This is a genomic window from Variovorax sp. 20P10.2.4 (assembly GCF_058244205.1).
Genome location: NZ_JBZAYE010000821.1, coordinates 1 through 2,774 on the forward strand (window position 1 = coordinate 1; position 2,774 = coordinate 2,774).

At 71.2% G+C, this 2,774-nt stretch carries 2 protein-coding genes; both read left to right on the forward strand.

The window, feature by feature from the left end:
• Nucleotides 1–2,428, forward strand: a 2,428-nt coding sequence (locus AC27VN_RS38090) for a condensation domain-containing protein (protein ID WP_490880016.1), incomplete at its 5' end; no start/stop codon positions are given.
• On the forward strand, nt 2,425–2,774 hold a 350-nt coding region (locus tag AC27VN_RS38095; RefSeq protein WP_490880017.1), incomplete at its 3' end, for a hypothetical protein. The genes AC27VN_RS38090 and AC27VN_RS38095, both read left to right, overlap by 4 nt.

Genomic DNA, 2,774 nt, shown 5'->3' on the forward strand with positions numbered 1-2,774 from the left:
GCGCGCGGCCTACAACATGTCGGCCGGGCTGGCCTTGCATGGCGCGCTCGATGTCGAGCGGCTGCGCGCGGCCATCGACGCCATCGCCGCGCGGCACGAGGTGCTGCGCACGGTGTTCGCCGAGGACGAGGAGGGCGAGCCCGCCGCGCTGATCCGCGCCGGGCAGCGGCTCGACATTCCGCTCGTCGAGATCGCCGAAGCCGACCCGGCCGTGCGCGCGCGGCGCTATGCCGCGCTGTTCGACGCGCTCGTGCGCCAGCCCTTCGTGCTGGCCGAGGGGCCGCTGCTCAAGGCCACCGTGGTGCGCCTGGGCGAACGCGAGCATGTGCTGGTGCTCGTGGTGCACCACATCGTGTTCGACGGCTGGTCGATTGCCGTGTTCGCGCGCGAGCTCGGCGAGTTCTACCAGCGCGCGCTGCGCGGCCAGCCGCTCGCGCTCGCGCCGCTGCCCGTGCAGTACGTGGACTACGCCGCGTGGTACGGCCGCGCGCTGGCCTCGCCCGCCTTCGCTCCCAAGGCCGAGTTCTGGCGGGCGTACCTGCGCGACGCGCCGCAGGTCTCGGGCCTGAAGCCGGACCACGAGCGCCCGGCCACCGCCTCGCACGCGGGCAACTCGGTGCTGCTCGAACTGTCGCCGGCGCTGTCGCAGGCCCTGGGCGCGCTGGCGCGCGAATCCGATGCCTCGCTGTTCACGCTGCTGCTCGCCTCCTTCTTCCTGTTCTTCCACCAGGCCTCGGGTGCCGACGACCTCGTCGTCGGCACCGACGTGGCGGGACGCGGCCATCCCGATCTCGAGCAACTGCTGGGCTTCTTCGTCAACGTCGTGCCGCTGCGTTCGCGCAGGGCCGACCCGAAGGTCGATTTCCGGCAATGGCTCGCGCGGACGAAGCAGCAGGCGCTCGCCGCCATGGACCACCAGGACGTGCCCTTCGACCAGATCGTGGAGCTCGCCGGCGCTCGCCGCGCGCGCGACCGCAATCCGCTGGTGCAGGTGCTCTTCGTCCTCCAGAACACACCCGAGATCCGGTTCGCCATCGAAGGCGCCGAGGTCGAGGTGCTGCCCCAGCAGATGAACGAATCCAAGTTCGACCTGGCGGTCTTCGCCAGGGAACAGGCCGGTGCGCTCGCCGTCGAGTGGGTGTACGCCACGGACCTGTACCGGCGCGAGACCGTCGAGCAGTTCACCGCTTCGTGGCATGCGCTGCTGGAGCGGATCGTCGCAACACCGGGCCAGGCCATCGATGCGCTGGCCCCCAAGCAAATGCAGGAGCGATTCACCATGAACACCGCAAAACCCCTTGTCACCACGGGCACCACCGGCACCGCCGGCAAGATGGACAAGCTCGGCAAGCTGGACAAGCTCGGCCGTGGCGCCGCCGGCCGCGAGGCGCCGCGCGCCGCCGCGCGCCCCGTGGTCCAGACCTCCTTCCTGCGGCCCGGCGCGGAATTCCCGATCGTGCTGCAGGCCACCACCGGCGACCTCGACACCGTGGCCTGGGCCCGGAGCCAGGCCGACTACATCGAGATGCTGGTCGCCAGGCATGGCGGCGTGCTGTTCCGCGACTTCGGCCTGAAGACGCCGCAGGACTTCGAGGCCTTCGCCGAGGCCATCGAGCCCGAGCTCTACGGCAGCTATGGCGACCTGCCGAAGAAGGAGGGCGGCAAGAAGACCTACCGCTCCACACCGTACCCCGAGCGGCAGATGATCCTCTATCACAACGAGAGTTCGCACCTCGACCGCTGGCCGCGCAAGCAGTGGTTCTTCTGCGAGCTGCCCTCGCCGGTGGGCGGCGCCACGCCGATCGTCGACTGCCGCGAGATGCTGCGCCGCCTGCCGGCCGAGATGGTGGCCGAGTTCGAGCGCAAGGAACTGCTGTACGTGCGCACCTTCACGCCCGGCCTGGACGTGAGCTGGCGCGACTTCTACAAGACCGATCGCCGCGAGGAGGTCGAGGCCCGCCTGGCCGCCGCCGGCATCGCCTGGCGCTGGCTCGACGAGGACACGCTGCAGACGCGCACGCGCTGCCCCGCGGTGATCCGCCATCCGATCACCGGCGAGAAGGTGTTCTTCAACCAGATCCAGCTGCACCACGTGGCCTGCCTCGAGCCGCAGGTGCGCGAGGACCTGCTCGCCATGGGTGGCATCGACCGCCTGCCGCGCCACGTGATGTACGGCGACGGCTCGCCGATCGCGGACCAGACCATGGCCGTGGTGGGCCGCGTCTACGAGGAATGCGCGGTGCGCTTCGACTGGCGGCAGGGCGACATCGTGATGCTCGACAACATGCTCGCGGCCCATGCGCGCGACCCCTACGAGGGGCCGCGCAAGATCGTGGTGGCGATGGGCGCGATGTTCGACCGCGCCGCGCTCGAGGGCGCGCCGCCGGCGACGGCCGAGACCCGCCTGGCCGACGAGCAGGGAGCATGAGCGTGACGAGCACCATCGCCCCCACCTCCGACACCACCTTCCCGCTGAGCGCCGAGCAACGGGCCGTGCCCGCGGGCGCGACCCGCCTGCTGCTGTCGGTGGGCATAGACGGCACGATCGATGCCGCGGCCCTGCGCATCGCCGTGGAAAGCGTGCTGCGCGCCCATGGCGCGCTGTGCGCGGCGATCCGGCAGGTGCCCGGCTACCGCGGTCCGCGGCAGCAGTACTTCGACGAGATGCCGCCGCTGACATGGCGCGCGGCCGACCTCGGCGGCGCGGCCGATGGCGCGCTCGACGCATGGCTCGAGGCCTTCAATGCCGAGCCGCTGGCGATCGAGCGCGGCGA